This is a genomic window from Emticicia sp. 21SJ11W-3, from assembly GCF_024138715.1.
Taxonomy (GTDB): Bacteria; Bacteroidota; Bacteroidia; order Cytophagales; family Spirosomataceae; genus Emticicia; species Emticicia fluvialis.
In genome coordinates this window covers 4,643,876-4,667,625 of record NZ_CP092074.1, presented here as the reverse complement: position 1 = coordinate 4,667,625, position 23,750 = coordinate 4,643,876, and the positions used below count along the sequence as shown (strand labels likewise).

Genomic DNA, 23,750 nt, shown 5'->3' with positions numbered 1-23,750 from the left:
AGCCGGATGTAATTCGTAAATAATATTAACGTTTTGAGAATTGGAATCTCTTACGAGCTTTACGGCGACCGTATTTTTTACGTTCAACCATACGAGAGTCACGAGTTAAGAAGCCTTCTTTTTTCAATGCCGGGCGGTTCTCTGTGTTAGCTTCACACAATGCGCGGGCAATTGCCATACGCACTGCTTCTGCCTGACCAGCAATACCACCACCTTGTACATTTACTTTAAGATCGTACTGACCAGTTGCATTTACGGCAGTAAATGGTTGGTTCAATACAATTTGAAGAATTTCAGAAGGGAAGTACTCCTTTAATTCACGACCATTCACAGTAACTGCTCCATTACCCTGTTTCATGTAGATACGGGCAACGGCTGTTTTTCTTCTACCTACTGCGTTGATAACTTGCATTATTATATAGGATTTTGAAAATTTTCTAAAATTATAAATTATTACCCGTTGATATTACAGCTCAATTGTTTTTGGCGTTTGCGCTGCATGTGGGTGATTTGGTCCTTCGTAAACATACAGATTTGTATATAGACGACGTCCCAAACGACCTTTTGGAAGCATACCTTTTACAGCATACTCAACTACACGACGACCGTCTTTTGCCATTAACTCACGAGGAGTAGCAAAACGTTGACCACCCGGATGACCCGTGTGACGAACGTAAACTTTGTCGGTCATTTTCTTTCCTGTCAGGCGGATTTTCTCGGCATTGATAACAATTACGTTATCACCGCAATCTACATGCGGAGTATAGTTGGTTTTATGCTTACCACGAATGATGTTAGCAATCTGGCTGCACAAACGACCCAATACTTTGTCGGTTGCATCTACAACCACCCATTCTTTATTAGCGGTTTCGTTATTTGCCGAAATCGTCTTGTAACTTAGATATTTCACTATTTTTAAATGTTAAATGTGTTTGAAAAAAGCTGTTGCCATTCGTAATTCAGTATTTGCCCCCAAAAGCTTATACTAATAACTGTGGCTTTTTTTCGACAATTTTTAAGGTGTTGAAACAACACATAGCAACTCCGGAATCAGTCACTTCTCAAAATTGGATGTCCCCTTGAACTAACGGGCTACGTCTCAAGGGAGTATTTTGGGGCTGCAAAATTAGAGATTTCCTGAAATAAAAGCAATTGTTTCTCTTTTTTTTATGCTAAATCATTGAAAATTAGTTCGTTTGGTCTTTACAGCCTAATTTTGCACCATGCCGGCAGCCATAAACTTTTTGATGAAGGCATAAAATATACCATTGCAGTTTACATACTTTAGTGGTTTTGTATAAAAGAGCCAAAAAAGAAAAGTAAATACCTTAAAAAGTACCTGAGCGATAGCGTGAATAGTTAAAATATTTAAAAAGTATCTGAAGGGTAACAGAACCTTACCCGGCAAATTAAAAATGACATTAAAAACATATTTTCTGCAGGTAAAAGAAGTTGTTACTGAAACCCCAGACAGCGTTACTATTTATTTCTGGCATCCATTAAGCGAGCAGATTAAATATAAAGCAGGGCAGTTTATTACAGTAAAAGTGCCATTAGACGGTAAAAAAGTACGTCGCAGCTATTCCATGTCTACCTCGCCTCATACTGATACCGCTATTGGTATAACAGTAAAAAGAGTAAAAGGCGGGTTGGTTTCCAACTACCTGAACGATAAAGTTAAAGTAGGAGACTTTATTGAGATTGTAGAACCAATGGGTAACTTTTTTGTAGAACCTGACGCCCAACATAGCCGCCATTTGGTTCTTTTTGCGGCAGGCAGTGGTATTACGCCGCTGATGGCCATTGCAAAATCTGTTCTTAAAGTAGAAACAGGGTCAAGAATAACCCTTGTTTATGGTAATCGCAGCGAAGGCAGCATTATTTTTAAGGACAAAATTGAAGAAATGGAGCGTACCTATCGAGAGCGCCTAAAGGTGCATCATATTTTGTCTCGCCCCTCAGATTACTGGGTGGGGCAGGTAGGGCGCATCAGCCAGGGCATCGGTATCCGTTTCATGAAAGACTCGTTCACCGATTTTGCCAAAGACGAATTTTTTCTCTGTGGCCCTGCCGGTATGATGGAAGACATCATCAAAGGCCTTAATATATATGATGTAAGCAAGAGTAGGATTCACCGCGAGAATTTTCATGCACCCATGCTGGATGAAGTGTTTGTAGAAGAGAACGACGACTCCCTTAAACCCCAGCTGATAAAAGTTATCTATGAAGGAGAAGAACACGAATTTGAAGTAAAGCCACACCAGAGTATTCTGGAAGCGGCTCTTGACATTGATATTGACCTGCCTTACTCTTGCCAGGCTGGTATGTGTACAGCCTGTATGGGTAAATGCGTTTCTGGTAAAGTAAAAATGGACGAAGAAGAAGGCCTTACCGAAAAAGAGATTCAGCAGGGCTACATTCTTACCTGTGTGGCACACCCACTTACCCCGGGAGTAGTGGTTGAAATTGATTAAAAATAAATTAAAATAGGTCTATACGAATTGAGCCAATTAAAATGAAGGCTTAACTTTACTTGAAGAAAAAAGCTTCTGGCTGGTGTTAATAATTTAAATGGGAGGATTTTTTAGTGAGGAAGATAATAATTGCGGGGGCTTTTGTTCTGACTTTGTTTACTGTAATCAGTTCTTTTACGCGGTCCCCTGACAAATCTAAAGACTATCTGCAAACGCAAGGAAAGTGGGCCGACAGCCTGCTGGCCTCAATGACGCTGGACGAAAAAGTAGGGCAATTGTTTATGATGGCCACCTACTCTAACCGCACCGAAAAATACTATCAGCAGGTTGAAAACAACATTGCTAACTACCATATTGGCGGGCTTATCTTTTTTCAGGGCGGGCCTCACCGCCAGGCCAGATTAACCAATCGTTATCAGCAACTTTCACGCGTTCCGCTTATGATTGGCATAGATGCCGAATGGGGCCTGGGAATGCGTTTGGACAGCGTTATTGATTTTCCGAAACAGATTACCCTGGGGGCCATTCAGGACAACGCCTATATTGAGCGATTCGGACAGGAAGTAGGCCGGCAATGCCAAAGACTGGGTATTCATATCAATTTCGCACCCTCTATTGATGTTAACACCAATCCAGACAACCCTGTAATCAATTATCGTTCATTCGGGGAGTCGCAGATAAATGTAGCAGAAAAAGGGCTGGCTTATGTACGGGGCATGAAACGCTATCATGTAATGGGCAGTGCCAAGCATTTTCCCGGTCATGGCGATACCGACCAGGATTCGCACCACACACTGCCTGTAGTAACGCACTCAATGAAAAGGCTCAATGAGGTTGAGCTTTATCCTTTCAGACGCCTGATTGCCGATAGTATCGGTACCGTCATGACAGGCCATTTGTTGGTGCCTGCTCTGGAAGCAAGAGGGAATACGCCTACGTCTATATCTGAACGGATAGTTACCGAAATCATTAAAAACCAGATGGGTTTCAGAGGGCTTACAGTAACTGACGCCCTCAATATGAGAGGCATTACGCAAGGCTTGCAACCCGGCGAGCCTGAGTTTCTGGCATTTATGGCCGGTAATGATATTTTACTGCAAACCGGCAACTTACCTGCCGCGTTTAACCGCATAAAGAAAGCTGTTGAAACCGGCCAGATACCAACAGATGTGCTGGATGCCCGGGTAAAAAAAATTCTGATGGCTAAATACTGGGCCGGGCTTGGCAATTATAAGCCTGTTGATATGGCTGGGTTGGGTGCCGACCTGAACGGAAGAAAATCGCTGGAATTGAAAACCGCTCTTTTTGAACAGGCAGTAACCGTTGCCCGAAACCAGGATAATCTTATTCCTTTCAATCATCTTGACACCCTCTCTTTTGCTTCTGTTGCCATCAGTGCTGACTACGACAATGAATTTCAGAAAACGCTCAGTCAGTACGCCAATTTTAAAAATTTTGTAGTGCCATTCAAGCCCGGTTCTGAAAAAGACATTGCCTGGGTATTAGACGAGGCCTCAAAATATAAAGTTGTGGTGGTTAGCGTGCACGGTATGAATAGCCGTGGCGACAGAAACTATGGCGTAACTCCGGCCACGCTGGATTTTATCCATCAGCTTGGCAAAAGAACCCACGTGGTAGTATGTGCTTTTGGTAACCCTTACGGTTTAAGATTATACAGCCACACCCGGAATCTGATATGTGGTTACGAAGACGATCCTGCCTCTCATCGGGTGGTGCCTCAGATATTGTTCGGCGCTTTACCGGCCAGAGGAAGGCTTCCGGTTTCAATTGATAACGACCTGAAAGTTGGTGCCGGCATTCAGACCCAAAGGCTTGGTCGTGTTTCTTTTGGCGATGCTGAAAGTGTGGGCATGAACGGGCAGAAGCTGGACGAAATAGCACAGGTAGTAAAGCAGGGGATAGACAACAGGGCTTTTCCGGGCTGCCAGGTTCTGGTAGCCAGAAAAGGCCGAATAGTATATAACCGGAGCTTCGGAACTTTAAGATACGGTTTATATGAACCGGTAACCAACCAAACCCTGTACGACATCGCCTCTATGACCAAAGTCTCGGCTACATTACAGGGTGTTATGATGCTCAACGAGCGTGGCGCCATTGATTTGAATGAAAAGTTAAGCACTTATCTGCCAGAGCTGAAAGGCAGCAATAAAGAAAAAATGCTGATTTCAGATATTCTGTTGCATCAGGCCGGGCTGGTTGCATTTATGCCCTTCTGGGAAAAAACCAAAACCGGTAGCACCTACAATCCTGAATATTACAGTTTCAGCAAAGACAGTCTGCTAATGCCTGCCAATTTACAGGTGGCCGGTAATCTGTACATAAAGCCGGCAATTAGAGACTCGGTATGGAAATGGGTCATTGACTCTAAACTCATAAACACACAAGACCGGCAGGGCGGTTACCGCTATACTTACAGCGACCTGGGCCTGATTATGATGCAAAAGCTGGTTGAACGGATAACTAACCAACCTTTGGAAGAGTTTCTGGAACAAAATTTATACGAACCACTGGGCATGACCTCTACCATGTTTAATCCACTGCTTAAATTCCCGAAGACTACCATTGCGCCTACTGAAAACGAAGCAGGTTATAGGGCTTCACAGATTCAGGGAACGGTGCATGACCCTAATGCCGCACTTCTAGGCGGAGTATCAGGCCATGCAGGGTTATTCAGCAATGCATCAGACCTGGTAAAACTATTTCAGATGAATCTGCAAAACGGGTATTATGGCGGCCGCCAATATCTTTTTCCTGAAACCACACGCCATTTTGCCCGCAACTATACACAAAAAAGCCACAGGGGATTAGGCTGGGATAAACCCGGCGATTCAGACAGCCCCATTGTAGGCAGTTCGGCTTCGCCTAACAGTTACGGGCATTCCGGTTTTACCGGCACCGTTGTTTGGGTAGACCCAGACCGCGAACTTATCTTCATTTTCCTCTCAAACAGGGTTTACCCTGTTTCTACCAACAACAAAATCAATACCTTAAGAATCAGAAAGCGTATTCATGAGATAATCAATGAATCGCTCGTGCTGCAATAGGCATCTATCATCATTGTTTAACAATTCTGAATGTTTGGCCTTCATGAGTTTTAATAATATAACTGCCTGAGGACAATTTGGATATATTAAAACCATTTACAATTTCTTGAGAACTGATAACTAAAGAATTTGTTGTTTCGGCATAAATCTCAAAAGAAACAGGCTTATTAAACTCTATCCAATCAGTTGAATTTACCGGATTTGGATACGCAACAAATCTACTGGGTAACTCTATCGGTTCTTCTTTTGCAAATGAAGTTTTATTGTCGACAATACTGTCATAAATCGCCTTTAAAAGAGAGTTGTTTATGTCACTATTCATATCACTCCCAATAGACCATATCATAACCCCACTACATTTGTTAGTTCTAGCAGATTTGGTCTTTGTAGAAATCAAATTTGTTCCGTTGTAGTAAACTTTAGGGTGTATTTTATTCAAATATGAGTCGTAAATATTTGTCGCGTAATTCTTGGTTTTATTAGAGGCTAGTGTTTTGTAAATATCAAAGAAAGGTATCTCCGGATTACTATTTCCTCTGCTTTTTAAAGGAACTCTCCCATAAAAAGGTAATCCCATTACAATTTTTGAGGGGACAATATTTTTTGTGCTGTTCCAAAAGGTAAAATGGCTTAAATATGCAATTTCAGACGCGTGCTGGTCTTCCTCTTCATCATATGACATAACATTTATCCAATCAAGACTATTAAGGGTACTGGCTGATAGCTTAGTTACATCTTTTATCTTATTTACTGTGTCATTTTTACAACTATTGTTTTCGTCGATACACTTAACCCATTTTGTTTCATAAGCGGCGGTAATGCCCTTATTTTTAGCTTTACAGGCTTTAGAAAGTTCCTGAACAAAAACATTGTAATTTGGTAGAATCATGGCAAGGTATTCTAAATCTACATCTATTCCATCAATCCCGTTTTCCTCCACATAATTTAGAAGACCATTAATAAATGCCTGACGCAAATTAGGTGTAGTTAATAAGTGCCTATAGGTCTTTAGTAGTCCATTTGGCTGAGAAGCTACCGCACCGCCAAAAGAAAGGTAAATTTTTAAATTCTGTTTACTAATCAGGCTTCTAACAATCTTTAAATCACGAATAACAGCATTTTCATCAGTTATTGTACTGGTGTTATCAAATGTTAAGGCTACATTCCCTCTACTATCATATTGTACCTCATATTGTTTGCTTTTACTATTCCATGCTATTTTAGGGTTAATGAATGATAAATTTACATGGGTGAGCATTTCTAAATAATTCGATTTCTTAGTAATACCCCATTGATAAGTAGGTAGATACCCAATTATCTTAAAGTCTTGAGGAGTTTTGCCTGCTTGCGTCAAAGCGATACTTTGAGTTTTAGAATTGGTACCTGTTCCGGCAATTATATTGAATGAGCCACCCCGGGTTTGTGTACTTTCATTAGACGCAGCAATAACACTGATTTTGTTAGAAGCGGTAGCTGTAATTGTAAAGCCAGGTACTGTTCCTGAAATTTTGTAGTCAGCATTGGTACTAATTGTAATGTTTTGTGTACTGCCGCTTGCAGGGAAACTTAGGTTTGTTGGAGTAGCAGTCAAAGTGACCTGAGGAGGTGTTTTACCGTCCTGAGTCAAAGCGATACTTTGAGTTTTAGAATTGGTGCCTGTTCCTGCAATTATATTGAATGAGCCACCCCGGGTTTGTGTGCTTACATTAGACGCAGCAGTAACACTGATTTTGTTAGAAGCGGTAGCCGTAATTGTAAAGCCAGGGACTGTTCCTGAAATTTTGTAGTCAGCATTCGTACTAATTGTAATGTTTTGTGTACTGCCGCTTGCAGGGAAACTCAGGCTTGTTGGAGTAGCAGTCAAAGTGACCTGAGGAGGTGTTTTGCCGTCCTGTGTCAAAGCGATACTTTGAGTTTTGGAATTGGTGCCTGTTCCTGCTATTATAATGAATGAGCCACCCCGGATTTGTGTGCTTTCATTAGACGCAGCAGTAACACTGATTTTGTTAGAAGCGGTAGCCGTAATTGTAAAGCCAGGGACTGTTCCTGAAATTTTGTAATCAGCATTGGTACTAATAGTAATGCTTTGTGTACTGCCGCTTGCAGGGAAACTCAGGTTTGTTGGAAAAGCCGATAAAGAAACAGGGAGCGTGGTTTTGGCAGTTATGGCTATAGGTTCAGTATAAAACTTATCTGTAGTGCTGCTGTTTAAGGTTATAACATAATTTTTACTTTCTGACGAATGGCTTAGTGGAATTGAAATGAAAATACTAGTCTCACCTTTCAAAAAACTCTGACTCTTAATAATATTACCGCAATAAGAATCTTTAATAAAAACTGTTCCGTTTGATGTAAAGTTTCCATTTACCTTACTTACTTCAAATGTGGCCTTATTCCCTAAAATGGTTACACGGTCGCGTATATTTTTACCTAGCAAAGTGCCTTGGCAAGTTGCGTTCTTGGAGGGAGTGATGGTCCATGATGATGGACTGGCAGTGTAAGTTGTGGTTTGGCCAGTAACATGATTAACAGTAAGAGAGAAAAAAGATAAGCATATAAAGATGAGCCATCCCTTTCCGAAGAAATTTTTTTTTAGTTTGGATATGATATTTTCCATAATTGTATTTTATTTATAGGAATTAATTATAGATTAATTGCACAAAACTTTATCAAAAAATTACTTTAATGAAAGATTTAACAAGGATTTTAACAAGAGTTTCGCATGACAGTAGAAAATGATGAAATTTTAAATGAACAACAAGTTAAATTGATTTTACAGAGAGCCTGGAGCTTGTCTTCATCAGTAAATAACTTTAAATCTATAACTGATTTAAAAGTAAGTGATTGGGATATACTTAGTGAAGATTTGATAATACTCTTTGAATCGAAAGATTATAAGAAATATGAATTGCCCAAAAATATCGGCGAGACATTTTCTGATTTAGTAGGTAAAGGAATTGGGAAAAGGAATCGTTCAATTTATATCCTTATCCTCTATATTCTTATCAAGGAGGGAAAGCTAGAGGAAAGTGATGAAGAACATCTGAAATCTTTTATAAGACGCAGAAGTTTTTTTTTACAGAAATATTTAAGTATCGATTGGAGTTCTGTCGACCAATCAAAAGAAACTGCAAAATCAGCAATCAAAATTGAAGATAGTTTTCAGGAAAAGAGTTATTTGAAATATTTCTATTGGTCTGTTGGTGCATTTATTTTCATCATATTGTTGACGCTTCTCTTTTATAGAAAGTCATTTAATACTGATACTCTCCATTTGGCAACTAATGATCCTAGAATAAAATTGCAAGTAAAAAGTTTTACTAATAATAAAGTTGCCCCGTGTAGAGTTGAATTCGAATATGATATCTCGGAGCTAAACTACTCAGAAGCTTTTATTGATTTAGGTACTACTAAAAATCCCATTGTTATTCCATTAAAAAAACCAAAGGGTACAATCAGCTATACTTTTACGCATCCGCAGGGAAGAGATATAAAAATCATTATTGATAAAGAGTATAAGCAATTTTTAGTTGTACTCAGGTCAGAAGGATGGTTGGTGATGCTAGATAAATTGTATGAAGTTCCTTGGAAAAGTAACGGAATAGTGCATTTTCCGAAGGATAAAGTACCAGCCTCAATCATTAAAGACGGTGAATACTATATAGCCTATCAAAATCTTAACGATTTTGATTTTGCTGCAGACAACATGATTTTCGAAACCCGTGTAAAAAATCCACATCGTGAAGGTGGAATCAGTTGTTTTGATATTGGAATTGATTTGAATGGTGAGTGGCAGCAAAAGCTTGGTATTCTTTCGTTTAATTTACTAAACAAAAACTGTGAACAATTTGCTAATATTCAAGCTGGAGACACAAAGCTATCTCATGCAGATTCAAATATAAATCTTACAAACTCCTGTATGGATTTGTCTAATTGGATAGTTGTAAAAACGATAACTCAGAATCAGGTTTTAAAAATATTTGTAAATGATATACTAAGGTATTCAATACCTTATAAGGGGCGAATTGGAAAGTTAAAATTCATACAGATTTTTTTTAAAGGAACAGGCTCAATTGATTGGGTCAAAGTAAGTTCGCTGGATAAAAAAGTACTTTATTATGAAGATTTTATCTAGATTAAAAAAAACTTTCAACATTTGACGGTGTAAAAAGTTTAAAATTCATCCCCCTCTATCTCTGATTACTCAATTGAGAAATAAATCAATTAAAATAGGTACTAAAACGATTTACATCAGTATTATTACCGGAATATTGTATTTGTTTTACAGGCCTTTGAAAGAGTAAATATTATCTTTGAAAAATCAAAAAACTTAAACAAATACTATTATTTTTGCCCTGAAGCATTTACCCCGATGCTCCTGAATATATTCAACACTTATAACCTTCAAAATGGAAATTTCTATTCACAACTGGATGCGCGCAGAATCCATAGAGACTACTATTAAACGAATTGCCGCATTAGGATATGACAAACTGGAGATTGCCGGAAGCCCCGAAGCCTACGACACCCGTAAGATAGGTAAGCTTCTTAAAGACCACGGATTGAAATGCTGGGGCTCGGTAACCCTGATGCTGGAAGACAGAAACCTGCTTGCCAAAGACAAATCTCAAAGAGAAAAATCAATTCAATATGTAAAAGATGTAGTGCGGATGGTGAAAGAACTGGAAGGCGAAATGGTTTCTGTAGTACCCGGAACAGTGGGTAAAATTATACCAGACGGCCGACCCGACGAAGAATGGAAATGGGCTGTTGATAGCATGAAAGCGGTTTATGAGTACTCTGAAAGTGTTGGTATTACCCTGGGTATAGAACCGATTAACCGTTTTGAGACGTACTTCATTAACCGTGGCGACCAGGCTCTGGCACTGGCTAAAGAAGTTGGCCCTAATTGCGGCGTTTGTCTGGATACTTTTCACATGAACATAGAAGAAGACAACACCTACGATGCCATCCGCAGAGCTAAAGGCCGTCTGGTAGGTTTCCATGTGGCAGACAGCAACCGTATGGCTCCGGGGATGGGTACCATCAACTGGCCGAAAATTATTGAAACCCTGCGCGAAATAGACTATGACAAGGTATTGTCGGTTGAATTCTGCTCGCCATTAGACAGAACCCCTGCCAACCCTTACCCGAACTCAATTGAGCTGAATCCGGAGGGGTTAAGCCCCGAACAAAAGAAGTTTCTGGAAGACCACGGGAGCTCGTCGGTAACAGAAGATTTCTATACCATGCTTACCCGTCGGTCAATTGATACATTACGACCGCTTATCTGATTTGTGGGGCGAACATTTTGTTCGCCTGCTGAAACTTATATCCTTAATTGCGTGTGCTGCCCGCCACCACCAACCTGTTAATCTTAATTTGAATGAAAATAACTAATGTAGAAGCGTTCTGGCTTCGTTGCCCTATACCTAAAGAGAAACAACACTTTTCAGACTACGGCCTGCTTACAGATTTTGATATGACACTGGTAGTAGTAACTACCGATACCGGCTTACAAGGTTTCGGCGAAGCCAAAGCAGCAGTAGGCTCATCAGGTGTTTGTGCGTCAATCGTCAGTTGTATCGAGAATGAAATTAAACCTTTACTGATAGGTAAGGATGCACACCATATAACCCGTATCTGGGAACATATCTATAACGGCACCCGCGACCACTACGCCTTGAAAAGAGGGCGGAAATTTCCGATATTAGGCCGTAGAGGTTTAACCATATCTGCCATGAGCGGCGTAGACACCGCTTTATGGGATTTGAAAGGTAAGGCACTGGGAGTACCCGTAGTGCAGTTATTGGGTGGCGCCTGCCGCGAAAAAATGCCTGCTTATGCCAGTGGCGGCTGGGCTGGTACGGATAAAATAGGTGAGCAATTGCTGGGTTATGTTTCGAAGGGTTTTCAGGGAGTAAAAATGCGCGTAGGGGTAATGGACGAAACCGTTCAGGAGAGTATCCGCCGCGTGAGAGCTGCCAGAGAAGCATTAGGGGAAAACATTAAACTGATGACCGACGCCCATGGCACGTTCAGTGTGCCAGAAGCCAAGCAGTTTTGCAGAGGTGTAGAAGATTGTAATCTTTATTGGTTTGAAGAACCCATCAGCCCCGATAACAGGCATGGCACTGCAGAGGTAAAAGCCTCAACTTCTATTCCGATTGCAGCCGGTGAGAGCGAATATACCGCTTTTGACGTAAGAGATTTAATAGAAGTGCGCGCGCTGGATGTTGTTCAGCCTGACTCTGCCATTATTGGCGGTATTACCGAAGCCATGCGTGTGGCACACCTGGCCCATACTTATCAGCTAGAACTGGCTCCGCATTGCTGGGGTTCGGCGTTCTCGTTTATGGCCGGGGTAAATGTGGCATTTGCTGCGCCTGCGGCTACTATTATAGAGTTCTCTTCAGGCGGAAACCCGATGATGTATGACCTCGTAAATGAGAAAATACAGGCCGTAGACGGCATGATTGAAGTTCCGACAGCTCCGGGGCTGGGATTGACTCCGAACTGGGACTTCGTGAACGAGTTTAAACAGACAATTTAGTTTTTAATCTGATAACCAATTAGCTCAGCTTTATGCCAATGGGCAGGTTGGGGCTAACGTAAATAAACAATATAAAGCTATGGCAAGAGCAGTTAAAATAAACCACGTAACCGTTATAGTAGACAACCTTGAAAAGGCTTGTGAATTTTATGAAAATGAACTGGGACTTGAACCACTTCCGGCATTTTTGTTTGATTACCCCGCTGCTTTTTTCAAATTTAACGAAGAGCAGCAATTACATATTTCTGAGTGGGAAGATGCCATTTCTTTCAGAGCGCATATATGCGTGCAGGTAGATGATTTTAATACCATCTTTTTCCGTATGAAAGAGCTGGGCATAATAGATATTACGCCTTGGGGCAAGGTGCGTAAGCTGCCTGATGGCGCCATGCAGATGTTTGTAAGAGACCCCTCAGGGAATCTGGTTGAGATTTCTTCAGCGCCGGGTAGCGACGTAGACCCTCGTATTTTTGAAGACGAGCTTTTTCATGAAGGTATTTATGTTTCAGGCCGTAACGATTTCAGAGGATATAAATCGGCAAATGCTACTTTGTATCACGACAGATAATGAAAAAAAACGTATTGCTTTTAGAAACCGTTGCCGACGAGGCAATGGATTTGCTGAATAGTGCCGCCAGTGCAGGAGAGATTGAGATTTTTACCGTATGGGGAGAAAAAACTCAGACGGAAATTCTTGCTGAAAATTCTATCCACGCCGTCATTACCCGTGGGAAAGGGCAGGGCAATAAACAACTGATGGAGGCCTGCCCGGCGCTGCAGGTAATTGCCCGCTGCGGAGTTGGCCTGGATAACGTAGACGTAAAAGAGGCTTCAGCCCGTGCCATAAAGGTGGTTAATGCGCCGGGGTCAAACTCTAGTACCATTGCAGAACATGCTATTACGCTGATGTTGATGCTTCAACGTAATTTGTACGAATCGGCAAGGCAGGTAAAAGCCGGCAACTGGGAATGGCGCAACCAGTTTGATGGAGACGAACTGCAAGGCAAAACGCTGGGTGTTCTGGGTATGGGTAATATTGGGAAGCGTGTAGCTAAATTAGGCGATGCCTTTCAAATGAATGTGGTTTACTGGGATAAATTTCCGGTGCAGTCAGCCTATCAGGCATTGCCGCTTGAAGAAGTATTGAGCGTCTCAGATATAGTTACCTTACATTTGCCTTTGTTTGAAGATACCAAAAACCTGATTGGCGAAAAGGAACTGTCTTTAATGAAACCTACGGCTATGCTGGTTAATACTGCGCGTGGGGCTTTGGTAGACCAGACCGCCCTGATCAACGCGCTCAATAGTGGTGCAATAGCTGGTTTTGGCGCCGATGTTTTGGTAACAGAACCCCCGGCGGCAGATGAACCCCTGTTAAGCCATCCGAAAACCATTATTACGGCGCACGTAGGTAGCCTGACAGCAACTACTTACAGAAATATGTGTGTGTCAACCGTTAAAAATGTGCTGGCCATTCTGGCAGGTCATGCCCCACAGCCGGAAAGTATTTTTAACAGAAAAGACCTGAATTTATAGCTGAATTGTATTTCAGTATCATAAGGTAAACCATTAGGCCCCGGTTAGCCTTCCTCTTGTTGAGGGAGCCATCAAAAATCTCTTTTGTGCTTTTATGGCGCATTGTTTACCGAGAAGATGTAGAGAAGGGGCCGGAATAAACCGACATTCAATCCTAAAAAATAAACTAATGTACACTCAACCAAATGCACTGAAACTCCTTGTGGGTGTTACTGGGGTATTCCTGATGGTGGCTTCTTACACAAACCTGAAGGAGAATCCGGCTACGGCAGATGAAAACCCTAAAATAGCCAAATTAAAGCTGCAACCGGGCTTTAAGGCAGAACACCTCTACAGCCCTTCAGAAAACGAGCAGGGCTCATGGGTTTCGATGGCCTTTGACGACAAAGGCCGCATGATTACCTCAGACCAGTACGGTATTTTATACCGGCTTACCATTCCTGCCATTGGGCAAGGTACAAAGCCTAAAGTAGAAAAACTGACCGTTCAGGGAGACACCGTCGCTCTGGGAAATGCCCAGGGCTTGTTGTATGCCTTCAATAGTCTGTATGTGATGATGAACAATAGCAGCAACAAGAAGTTTCCGCGTAAAAGTGGCTTATATCGCTTACAGGATACTAACGGAGACGACCAGTTCGACAAGGTAACTTTGCTGAAAGAACTGAAAGGAGATGGCGAGCATGGCCCGCACAGTGTTATATTATCGTTCGATAAAAAATCTTTATACATTGTAGCTGGTAACTATACCGACCCACCGAAGTTTGATTCGTATCGCCTGCCACCCAACTGGAAATACGACAAACTGTTTCCGCATATAAAAGACCCCCGTGGCCATGCCACCGACCGCAAGGAACCGGGCGGTTGGATAGCCAATGTAGACCCCGACGGCAAACATTGGGAATTAGTGAGCGGCGGCTATAGAAATACTTATGATATTGCCTTTAATGAAGTGGGCGATTTATTCGCCTATGATTCGGATATGGAGTGGGACTTCGGCCTGCCCTGGTATCGCCCAACTCGTATATGCCATGTAACCAGTGCCAGTGAATACGGCTGGCGAACAGGCTCCGGAACCTGGGAACCGGTATTGCCTGATAACCTTCCGCCAGTTATTGGTATCGGTCAGGGGTCACCTACCAACCTGCTGCATACCAGAGACGCTAAATTCCCGGCAAAATATAAAAACGTCCTATTGGCGTTCGACTGGAGTTTTGGTATCGTGCATGCCATTCATCTAAAACCAAGCGGTTCATCTTACACTGCCGAAAGAGATGAGTTCTTATCTGGTTTACCTTTGCCACTAACCGACGGTGTAATTGGCCCTGATGGCGCCCTTTACTTCCTTACTGGCGGCCGGAGACTTGAATCAGATTTGTATCGTGTCTATTATAATGGCAATGAGGCTGTTGAAACTTCGCTTGCAAGTGTACCTACCAAAGAAAACACACTCAGAAGAGAAATTGAAACTTTCCATACCGACCCTAATCCGCTGGCAATAGACAAAGCCTGGCCTAACTTAAGCCATCCGGACAGGTTTATCCGTTATGCTTCAAGGCTGGCATTAGAGCACCAGCCAGTAGCAGAGTGGCAACAGAAAGCCCTGGCAGAAAAAGACCCTGTTAAGGTAATTAATGCCATGATTGGCCTGGCACGACAGGGGCAGCCGGAATTGAAAGAAAGCATCCTGAAATCGTTGTTGAGTGTAAACTATGCAACTTTATCAGAATCACAGAAAATTGATATTCTCCGTGCTTTTGAATTGGTAATTGTGCGAATGGGTGAGCCCGAGCCAGCCACAAAAACCAGAATGATTGCGTATATGAATCCGCAGTTTCCTTCAACCGGAAACGAGCAGAACAAGTTGCTGAGCAGAATTCTTGTGCATTTAGAGGCGCCGGGCGCGGTTGCCAAATGCGTGGCACTTCTTGACAAAAAAGAAGCAGCCGGCACCATTGCTGGCGGACAAACGGCAACCTCGTCGGCAGATTTAATTATGAGAAACCCTCAGTATGGTCTTGATATTGCCAAAATGTTAGAGAAAACACCTCCGGTGCAACAAACCTACATTGCCACGGTGCTTACATCGGCCAAAACAGGTTGGACACCACCGCTGAGAGAAAAATACTTTAAATGGTTGCGCAATGCGCTTAACTATAAGGGTGGCGTAAGCTACATTGGTTTCATAGACAGAATGCGTAAACTAGCTTTGGAGAACGTGCCGAAGCAACAGGTAGCTTATTATGAAAAACTATCGGGGGCAGACATGCTGTCTAAATCGGGCAATGACCTGGTAATACAGAATTATCCGAAAGGCCCGGGGAAAAACTGGAAACTTGAAAACGCCGTAGAAGTGGTAGATAAAGACGCAGGTGCGCGGAATTTCCAGCAGGGTAAAGATATGTATAATGCCATTACCTGTAGCCGCTGCCATAGTATTCAGGGCGAAGGCGGTAACGTTGGCCCTGATTTAACACAGCTGGGTACCCGCTTCTCTACCAAAGATATTCTTGAGGCTATCATAGACCCAAGCAAGGCGGTGTCTGACCAGTATGCTGCAACACAGCTGATACTTAAAAACGGTGATTCAGTTGTGGGCCGGTTGGCTAATGAAGATAAAACGTTCTATTACATTTCGCAGAATCCTTATGCGCCGGACGTACTGATGAAAGTAGCCAAAAAAGATGTGGTTTCAAGCAAGTATTCGTCGGTATCGGTCATGCTTCCGGGTCTGATAAACAGTTTGAACGAAGATGAACTGAAAGATCTGATTGCTTATCTGAAATCAGGTGGAAACGAAAATCATGAGGTTTATACCCGTAAAAGCAGAAAATAGTTTTTGAGGTATTCTATAAAATCTGAAATAATGAAAACAGCATTAATCAAGCGAAGTTTTGCCGGAAAATTCCTCGTAATTCTGGCGGTTTTCTCAAATATACTAACAGGCCAGGCTTGGGGACAGAAGAAAGCAAAGCAGCCTGTGAATGTTTTGATTATTGACGGACAGAATAACCACAAAAACTGGCCGCAGACCACCAGCATGATGAAGGGGTACCTGGAAGAAACAGGGCTTTTTAAAGTAGATGTGGCAACCACTCCGCCCGAAAAAGGCGATATGAGTACCTTTAAGCCTGATTTTTCAGCGTATCAGGTAGTATTGTCTAATTACAACGGTGATTCCTGGTCTGATGCCACCAAAGCAGCTTTTGAAAAGTTTGTAAGTAATGGTGGAGGCTTTGTGGTGGTGCATGCTGCCGACAACGCTTTTCCGGAGTGGGACGCCTACAATAAAATGATAGGCTTGGGCGGCTGGGGTAATCGCACCGAAAAATCTGGCCCTTATGTGTATTATGACCAGGAAAAGCATAACTTCGTGCATGATAAAAGTGCCGGCCTGGGGGGGAGTCATGGAGTAGAACACCAGTTTCTGGTAAAAGTACATAATACAAAACACCCCATAACCAAGGGTTTACCGGAAGCATGGCTGCACGAAAAAGACGAGTTGTATGACAGATTGAGAGGCCCTGCTGAAAACATGGAGGTATTAGCAACCGCCTACAGCGACAAAGAAAAACGAGGCTCTGGCAGAATAGAACCAATGCTTATGACCATCTCTTATGGTAAAGGCAGGGTATTTCATACCACTCTGGGGCATGGCAACTATTCTCAGAAATGCAATGGATTTATTACTACCCTTCAGAGAGGTACCGAGTGGGCGGCTACGGGTAAAGTAACACAGGCTGTTCCGAAAGATTTCCCGACGGCTCAAAGTGTAAGTATCAGAGACTAAAAAACTATTCAATTTAATTTACATAATCAATGGAAGCTAACTCATCTCGTCGTTCGGCCCTGAAAAACATCATAGGCAGTGCGGCAATATTATCGGCACCTGTGACCCTTACAGAAGCTTTTGCGGCTAATGAAAAAGTATTAGGCACCGAACTGAACGGTAAAATTAACCACTCGGTTGCACGTTGGTGTTATAGCAAAATACCTTTGGAAGACCTATGCCGCGAAGCCGCCAATATGGGTATGAAATCGGTAGAGTTGCAAGGCCCTGATGAATGGCCTACTATCAGGAAATTCGGCCTTACCTGTGCTTTGCCATGGGGTGCCGGGCTTGGTATTGAGAAAGGCTTTAACGACCCTGCCCTTCATCCTGAACTGATAGCCAGTTTTGAAGGTATTTTTCCGAAATTGAAAGCTGCCGGATACGATAAAGTAATTTGTTTTTCAGGTAACCGCAGAGGTATGTCTGACGAACAAGGATTGGAAAACTGTACCGTAGGTTTGAAAAAACTGATGCCATCGGCCGAGAAATATGGTATTACCATGGTAATGGAGCTCCTAAACAGCAAAGTAAACCATAAAGACTATATGTGCGATCACACCAAATGGGGCGTTGAATTGTGCGATAAGGTGGGCTCAGATAAATTCAAGTTGTTATATGACATCTACCACATGCAGATTATGGAAGGTGACGTAATAGCTACCATCAAAAAGTATCACCCATATTTTGCGCATTATCATACTGGTGGCGTGCCAGGCCGTGCAGAAATTGATGATACGCAGGAGCTGAACTACCCGGCAATTATGAAAGCCATTGTAGACACAGGCTATAAAGGTTTTGTAGGGCAGGAGTTTGTACCGAAACGTGCAGACCAGATAGCTTCTCTCAAGCAAAGTGTGAAAATTTGTGATGTAGCTTAATCAGCTGCTCTTTATATACTACAAAAGCCGCTGAAAAGCGGCTTTTGTAGTTGTCTATGATTCTGAGAATTCGTGTCTGTTGTGTACTTTGTGGCAAAACAATTGTGCTACTTCTTAAACAAAGAATCCACAAACTCCATTTTGTTAAATACCTGCAGGTCGTCCATTTGCTCGCCAACACCAATGTATTTTACAGGAATCTTGAATTCGTCTGAAATGCCAATTACTACCCCACCTTTGGCGGTTCCGTCTAACTTGGTGATACTTAATGAATCTATCTCTGTTACTTTCGTAAACTCACGCGCCTGAATTACAGCGTTCTGGCCGGTGCTGCCGTCCAGCACAAGCATCACTTCATGTGGTGCCTCAGGCAAAAACTTCTGAACTACCCGCTTGATTTTACCCAGCTCGTTCATCAGGTTTACCTTGGTATGCAAACGCCCGGCAGTATCAATAATAATTACGTCGGCGTTTAGCTCCATTCCTTTTTTTACGGCATCGTAAGCAACTGACGAAGGGTCAGTGTTCATTCCGTGGTCAACTACCATTACACCCACGCGTTGTCCCCATAATTTCAACTGGTCAACGGCAGCCGCCCTAAAGGTATCTGCAGCACCCAAAACCACTTTTTTGCCTCTTTTCTGAAACTGATAAGCCAGCTTGCCAATGGTGGTGGTTTTACCTACGCCGTTTACACCCACAACCATCAGTACATACGGCTTGGGCAGGTGCTCTGTTTCAAAACTATCTTTTACATCCTGCGAGTTGTTTTCGGCCAGTAATGCGGCAGTCTCTTCACGCAGAATTCTGTCTAATTCTTCAACGTTAGTATATTTATCTCTTTCTACTCTGGCTTCAATTCTTCTGATAATCTTCACGGTTGTTTCAACGCCCACATCTGAGCTAATCAGAATCTCTTCCAATTCGTCCAGAATCTCATCATCTACTTTCGACTTACCTACAATGGCACGCGAGAGTTTATCAAAAATACTTGTTTTTGATTTCTCCAGTCCTTTATCAAGTGTCTGTTTTTTTTCTTTTGAAAAGAAGTCAAATAATCCCATTTAATAACAATAGTATAAAAATGAACAATCGGCTAAGATTGTGTGAATCAGGACAAAACTATAACAATTTTGTTATACATTCAGTTTAATTTTCAATATAATCTGACTTTTATTCCTTTGCTGAACCAAAAAATAAACCGGCAATTTCTTCGCCTATGCGCTTGGGGCGAAACGTGCCTGCATCAAGCGACACCCATATAGTTCTTGACCGCGCCAGTAGCTCAGCCCCTCTCCATATTTCGCAGTGGCGGTCGCTGGTTACGCCTGTAAAATTATCGACCCAGGTTTTTACTGTCAGTTCATCGCCCAGAAAAGCGGGCTTCAGGTAATCTATTTCATGCCTGCGCACCACCCAGATAATCTGCACGCTTAAGTTTTCTGGCACTGTTGTGTGCCAGTGGTTGCCGGCGGCCTCCTGCACATAGCGCAAATAAACAATGTTGTTCACATGGTTGAGTTCGTCGATGTCACTGGCAATCACCTTAATCGGGAAGAGGTGCTCATTACTGTGCGGGGTTTCCAATTTGTTCAGCTAAAGTGTTAGAAGGTTATTCACAAAACAGAGGCAATATTACCTGCCTTGGTTGCCAAAACAAAAAAGCCCTCTTGTATGCAAGAAGGCTTCAACCAATATTTTTATCGGAATTATGCTTTTAAAGCACTTTGCAATTCTTCCATAGGAACCATTTCTTCCTTGAAAGTATATGCACCGGTTTTTGGAGACTTCACAGCCTTGATAACTTTTGCGAAGTTCTTACCTGCGGTTTTATCACGAAGCGTAGCGACTACTTTCTTTGCCATTTTAGTATCGTTTTATGATGTATTGATTCTCAGGATTCTGATAAAATCTGATGAACCCCTGCAATCAAAAATTATTTAATTTCTTTATGTACTGTATGTTTTTTCAGGAATGGGTTATATTTCTTTAACTCCAAACGACTGGTAGTGTTCTTACGATTTTTGGTAGTTACGTAGCGAGACATACCTGCTACACCGCTTGTTTTTTGCTCAGTGCACTCTAAAATGACTTGTACACGATTGCCTTTCTTCGCCATTGTTTTATGTATTTAATATCTTTGCTAATCTAATTTCGGGCTGCAAAGATACTAAACTCCTGATTATTAACCAAAAATCCTGCAAAAGTTTTTTAAATATTTCTTAGTTTTTTTACTTGTAAACGTAAATTTATACACAAGCGCGAGAATTCGTCCATAAAAAATGATAATAATTTGTTTTAATGTAATAGTTTTGAAAAATGGAGATAAAATCAACCTGATAGTTTATGAAAAATACACGCATTAATTTACTGGCCCGCCCGATTGGTAACCCAACTCCTGAATGTTGGGAGATTGAAGACGTAGATGTACCCGATTTACAGGATAATGAAGTTCTTGTAAAAGTACAGTATCTTTCAATAGACCCAGCCATGCGCGGGTGGATGAACGAGGGGAAGTCATACGTAAGACCTGTAAATATAGGCGAAGTAATGCGTGCCTTGGGGGCAGGTTTGGTGATTGATTCAAAGCATCCGGATTTTGCCGCCGGAGACTCCGTAACTGGTATTACCGGTGTGCAGGAATACGCCGTGCTGGATGGTAAGCATCTGGTAAAGGTTGACCCCGCCTTTGTGCCTTTGCCTGCTTATCTGGGTACACTGGGTATGTCTGGTCTTACGGCGTATTTTGGTTTGTTGGAGACCGGCCAGCCCAAACCCGGCGAAACCGTGCTGGTTTCTGGCGCGGCGGGTGCTGTTGGAAGTGTAGTGGGCCAGATAGCAAAAATTAAAGGCTGCAGGGCTGTGGGCATTGCAGGCGGAGAGGAAAAATGCAGATATGTGGTAGAAGAGCTAGGCTTTGATGCCTGTGTGGATTATAAGACCGGAAACCTGAGAAGAAACATGAAAGAGGCTTGCCCGGATGGAGTAGATGTATATTTTGATAACGTTGGAGGCGAAATACTGGACACCGCCCTGACACTGATAAACATGAAAGCCAGAATTGTTATTTGCGGGGCCATATCGCAATACAATGTCATTCAAAAACCTGTAGGGCCAAGTAATTATATGTCGTTATTGGTAAACCGGGCACGTATGGAAGGCATCGTTGTTTTTGATAATGCAGCCAATTATGGCAAAGCTATAAAAGAAATGGCCGGTTGGGTAGCTGAAGGCAAGCTCAATGCCAAGGTTGATATTGCCGATGGTGGTGTGAAAGCATTTCAGGATACACTCATGAAATTGTTTAAAGGTGAAAACACAGGCAAGCTGGTTCTGAAAATTCAGTAGACCATGCGCCAGGCAGTTTCAGTTAATTCAATAGATTCCATTATTCAGAGCATCGCCTCGCTTCAATCGCGGGGCGATGCATACTTCCCTGAGGGCATTTTCCCTTCTTACCGTCAGAATTCCTACCTGAGATACCGACGGCCCGACAATAATATATTTTACACTGCTACTATTGTTTTTGTACTGAATCAGCTAAAGTCTTACCTGAGTACAGATAACCAGGCGGTAATTGAGACTATTACCGCAAAAGCAATCAACAATTATCCGGCTCATCAGAACAAAAACGGGCTGGGTACTTACAATTTCTGGCAAACACCTAAAGACGGCAGACTTTCAGGCCATTTTTCGGGTGGATATGTTTTCCATAGGATGGAGCATTTCAGGATACCTGATGATATTGATGATACTGCGTTGGTATATCTTACACAACCTGCAAATAAAAAGGAGGCGCTCTGGCTGAAAGAAAAACTACAACAGCATGCCAATTTGTCGCCCGGGGCTGCAAAGGTGCGGCAGATAAAGAATACTTTCAGCCATTATAAACATCTGAGGGGGTACTCAACCTGGTTTGGTAAAAATATGGGTATAGAGTTTGATGCCTGTGCTTTATGTAACCTCATGTATTTGTTTGAATGGCATAGGTTGCCTTACAATGAGTATGATGCAGATACGTATGCTTATCTAAGCGGCATTATTGAACATAACGAATACCTCAGCAAACCGTTTGTGGTAGCACGTAACTATGCAACCGCCCCTTTGATTATTTATCATTTTGCGCGTTTGCTGGGAGACTTCGAAGTGCCTCATCTGGAGGCTTACCGAAGCAAACTCATAGAAGATACGCTTACGTTGCTTGAAGAACACAAATGGGGCATGAATAGAGTAATACTACAGACAGCCTTACTCAGGTTGAGCAGAAAGGGGCATTCTGGCTTTGAGAAAGCAATAGAACGGACTTTATCCGAACCCCGGCTTGATACGACCTTTAAGGCTCCGTTTTACTATTTCAGAGCCGCTTTACTGGGGGCTTATGAAAATCCGGTCTTGCGTTTTTTGGCGCCTTTGGCCATTACCCACATGTACTGGGAATGCGAAGCCCATGAACTGGTGTTGATTCTTGAAAACCTGATTGAGCGTCAGAGAGATTAACCGGCCAGAGGCTGTGGAATAATTGGGAAACCATTATCGAGATATGAAAAGACTAGATCCTCATAGAGATGCCTTTGTCGCGCAGGTAATGTTTTAATTCAGGAATACCGATTTCTTTGAAGTGGAAAATACTGGCTGCCAGACCTGCGTCTGCTTTACCGCCTGTGAATACCTCATAAAAATGTTCCATTGTTCCGGCACCACCCGAGGCTATAACAGGTATATTGGCATTGTCTGAAATCAAGGCTGTTAATTCAAGGGCGAATCCTGCTTTGGTGCCGTCGGTATCCATTGAGGTAAGCAGTATCTCTCCGGCTCCTCTGTTTTCTACTTCTTTTGCCCAGGCAATGGTTCTTAATTCGGTTGGCTTGCGGCCACCATGCGTATGTACGATATGTTCCTGTAAACCGTTTTCGAGTGTTATGTATCGGGTATCTATGGCAACCACTATACACTGCGAACCAAACTCAAGAGCCAGTTCATTAATCAGGTCAGGATTACGAACGGCAGAAGAATTGATAGAGACCTTGTCAGCCCCGGCATTAAGCAGTTTTGATACGTCAGATACCGAGCCTATACCACCACCTACACAAAACGGAATATTGACAGTTCTGGCTACTCTTTTTACCAATTCAATGAGCGTCTTTCGCTCTTCAACAGTTGCGGTAATATCCAGAAACACCAGTTCGTCGGCACCTTGTTCAGCATAGGCAGCGCCTAGTTCAACGGGGTCGCCGGCATCACGCAGGTTTACAAAATTTGTACCCTTAACTGTGCGTCCGTCTTTTATATCTAAACAAGGAATAATTCGTTTGGTAAGCATGTTTGGTAATGTATTTAGTGATTTAGTGAAAGAGTGGTTAAGTAATTAATCTTGAACTGAGCCATCCCGGCAAAATTTAATATTATTCGCCATTC

Annotated in this window: 20 protein-coding genes; 12 read left to right on the top strand and 8 right to left on the bottom strand. The window is 42.4% G+C overall.

Features of this window, described 5'->3' with window-relative positions:
* Positions 1-25: 25 nt before the first annotated feature.
* A complete protein-coding gene (rpsI, locus tag MB380_RS19735) occupies positions 26-412 on the bottom strand; it encodes a 30S ribosomal protein S9 (protein WP_101724513.1) in 387 nt (128 codons plus the stop codon).
* A 54-nt stretch (positions 413-466) separates the two neighbouring features.
* Positions 467-910, bottom strand: coding sequence for a 50S ribosomal protein L13 (gene rplM, locus MB380_RS19730; protein WP_101724512.1), 444 nt, complete (start codon positions 908-910; stop codon positions 467-469).
* A 505-nt stretch (positions 911-1,415) separates the two neighbouring features.
* On the opposite strand from rplM, the gene MB380_RS19725 reads away from it, so the two are divergent.
* Positions 1,416-2,474 (top strand): ferredoxin--NADP reductase, encoded by a 1,059-nt coding sequence (locus MB380_RS19725; RefSeq protein ID WP_253530572.1) that lies wholly within the window; start codon positions 1,416-1,418, stop codon positions 2,472-2,474.
* A 113-nt stretch (positions 2,475-2,587) separates the two neighbouring features.
* Positions 2,588-5,539 carry a glycoside hydrolase family 3 N-terminal domain-containing protein gene (locus MB380_RS19720; RefSeq protein ID WP_253530569.1) on the top strand — a complete coding sequence of 984 codons (2,952 nt, stop codon included), beginning with the start codon at positions 2,588-2,590 and terminating at the stop codon, positions 5,537-5,539.
* Between the two features lie 10 nt (positions 5,540-5,549).
* Here the strand turns inward: MB380_RS19720 and MB380_RS19715 are convergent, their stop codons facing one another.
* Positions 5,550-8,156 carry a glycosyl hydrolase family 18 protein gene (locus MB380_RS19715; protein WP_253530566.1) on the bottom strand — a complete coding sequence of 869 codons (2,607 nt, stop codon included), beginning with the start codon at positions 8,154-8,156 and terminating at the stop codon, positions 5,550-5,552.
* A 105-nt stretch (positions 8,157-8,261) separates the two neighbouring features.
* Here MB380_RS19715 and MB380_RS19710 point away from each other — a divergent pair, with 105 nt between their 5' ends.
* The 8 genes from MB380_RS19710 to MB380_RS19675 all read left to right on the top strand — a co-directional run bounded on the left by MB380_RS19710 (position 8,262) and on the right by MB380_RS19675 (position 18,335).
* A complete protein-coding gene (locus MB380_RS19710) occupies positions 8,262-9,674 on the top strand; it encodes a hypothetical protein (RefSeq protein ID WP_253530563.1) in 1,413 nt (470 codons plus the stop codon).
* A gap of 274 nt (positions 9,675-9,948) precedes the next feature.
* Complete coding sequence (locus tag MB380_RS19705; RefSeq protein WP_253530560.1) at positions 9,949-10,833, top strand: sugar phosphate isomerase/epimerase; 885 nt, start codon at positions 9,949-9,951, stop codon at positions 10,831-10,833.
* 92 nt (positions 10,834-10,925) lie between these two features.
* Positions 10,926-12,092: a mandelate racemase/muconate lactonizing enzyme family protein gene (locus tag MB380_RS19700; RefSeq protein ID WP_253530557.1), complete on the top strand. Its 1,167-nt coding sequence runs from the start codon at positions 10,926-10,928 to the stop codon at positions 12,090-12,092.
* 79 nt (positions 12,093-12,171) lie between these two features.
* Complete coding sequence (locus MB380_RS19695) at positions 12,172-12,660, top strand: VOC family protein (RefSeq protein ID WP_253530554.1); 489 nt, start codon at positions 12,172-12,174, stop codon at positions 12,658-12,660.
* Positions 12,660-13,628, top strand: coding sequence for a 2-hydroxyacid dehydrogenase (locus MB380_RS19690; RefSeq protein ID WP_253530551.1), 969 nt, complete (start codon positions 12,660-12,662; stop codon positions 13,626-13,628). The genes MB380_RS19695 and MB380_RS19690 overlap by 1 nt, the downstream gene beginning before the upstream one ends.
* Before the next feature lie 169 nt (positions 13,629-13,797).
* A complete protein-coding gene (locus MB380_RS19685; protein ID WP_253530548.1) occupies positions 13,798-16,461 on the top strand; it encodes a c-type cytochrome in 2,664 nt (887 codons plus the stop codon).
* Between the two features lie 30 nt (positions 16,462-16,491).
* Positions 16,492-17,415 carry a ThuA domain-containing protein gene (locus MB380_RS19680; RefSeq protein WP_253530545.1) on the top strand — a complete coding sequence of 308 codons (924 nt, stop codon included), beginning with the start codon at positions 16,492-16,494 and terminating at the stop codon, positions 17,413-17,415.
* A gap of 29 nt (positions 17,416-17,444) precedes the next feature.
* Positions 17,445-18,335, top strand: a complete 891-nt coding sequence (locus MB380_RS19675) for a hydroxypyruvate isomerase family protein (RefSeq protein WP_253530542.1) — start codon at positions 17,445-17,447, stop codon at positions 18,333-18,335.
* 107 nt (positions 18,336-18,442) lie between these two features.
* On the opposite strand, the gene ftsY is transcribed toward MB380_RS19675, so the two are convergent.
* From ftsY to rpmG, 4 genes are all read right to left on the bottom strand, one after another.
* Positions 18,443-19,399 (bottom strand): signal recognition particle-docking protein FtsY, encoded by a 957-nt coding sequence (gene ftsY / locus MB380_RS19670; protein ID WP_253530539.1) that lies wholly within the window; start codon positions 19,397-19,399, stop codon positions 18,443-18,445.
* Between the two features lie 109 nt (positions 19,400-19,508).
* A complete protein-coding gene (locus MB380_RS19665) occupies positions 19,509-19,922 on the bottom strand; it encodes a thioesterase family protein (RefSeq protein WP_253530531.1) in 414 nt (137 codons plus the stop codon).
* A 122-nt stretch (positions 19,923-20,044) separates the two neighbouring features.
* Complete coding sequence (locus tag MB380_RS19660) at positions 20,045-20,200, bottom strand: DUF4295 domain-containing protein (RefSeq protein WP_101724500.1); 156 nt, start codon at positions 20,198-20,200, stop codon at positions 20,045-20,047.
* A gap of 71 nt (positions 20,201-20,271) precedes the next feature.
* Positions 20,272-20,454 carry a 50S ribosomal protein L33 gene (gene rpmG, locus MB380_RS19655; RefSeq protein ID WP_101724499.1) on the bottom strand — a complete coding sequence of 61 codons (183 nt, stop codon included), beginning with the start codon at positions 20,452-20,454 and terminating at the stop codon, positions 20,272-20,274.
* A 227-nt stretch (positions 20,455-20,681) separates the two neighbouring features.
* On the opposite strand from rpmG, the gene MB380_RS19650 reads away from it, so the two are divergent.
* The gene (locus MB380_RS19650) at positions 20,682-21,683 is read left to right on the top strand and encodes an NADP-dependent oxidoreductase (RefSeq protein ID WP_253530529.1); all 1,002 of its coding nucleotides are present in this window, start codon (positions 20,682-20,684) and stop codon (positions 21,681-21,683) included.
* Between the two features lie 3 nt (positions 21,684-21,686).
* Positions 21,687-22,832: a hypothetical protein gene (locus MB380_RS19645; protein ID WP_253530526.1), complete on the top strand. Its 1,146-nt coding sequence runs from the start codon at positions 21,687-21,689 to the stop codon at positions 22,830-22,832.
* A gap of 52 nt (positions 22,833-22,884) precedes the next feature.
* Here MB380_RS19645 and hisF read toward each other — a convergent pair whose 3' ends face one another.
* A complete protein-coding gene (gene hisF / locus MB380_RS19640; RefSeq protein WP_253530517.1) occupies positions 22,885-23,655 on the bottom strand; it encodes an imidazole glycerol phosphate synthase subunit HisF in 771 nt (256 codons plus the stop codon).
* Positions 23,656-23,750: the final 95 nt, after the last annotated feature.